Annotated in this window: 1 protein-coding gene; it reads left to right on the top strand. The window is 49.5% G+C overall.

Annotation, left to right across the window (positions count from 1 at the left end; genetic code table 11):
- Positions 1-21: 21 nt before the first annotated feature.
- Positions 22-212, top strand: a 191-nt coding sequence (locus tag HJY11_RS15755; RefSeq protein WP_368041636.1) for a MarR family transcriptional regulator, incomplete at its 3' end; no start/stop codon positions are given.

Genomic DNA, 212 nt, shown 5'->3' with positions numbered 1-212 from the left:
TATTCCAGTTACTATTTTGTGATGTACATTGGGTCCAATCCGAAATGCAGCCAAAGAGAGATGTGCGATTCTATGGCGATGGATCAGGCCATGGCCACAAGGGAGATGAGAAGGCTGGAGCAGTGCGGATATATTATCCGGGAAAAGCGTCCGGGCAATGCGAAGACCTATGAGATTTCTCTTTCTGATAGCGGGCAGAGGCTGTACCGGGA

It is taken from the genome of Bittarella massiliensis (ex Durand et al. 2017), assembly GCF_017566145.1.
GTDB lineage: Bacteria > Bacillota > Clostridia > Oscillospirales > Ruminococcaceae > Bittarella > Bittarella massiliensis_A.
Note: the sequence above shows the minus strand (reverse complement) of the source record. Positions and strands in the feature narration are given on the sequence as shown.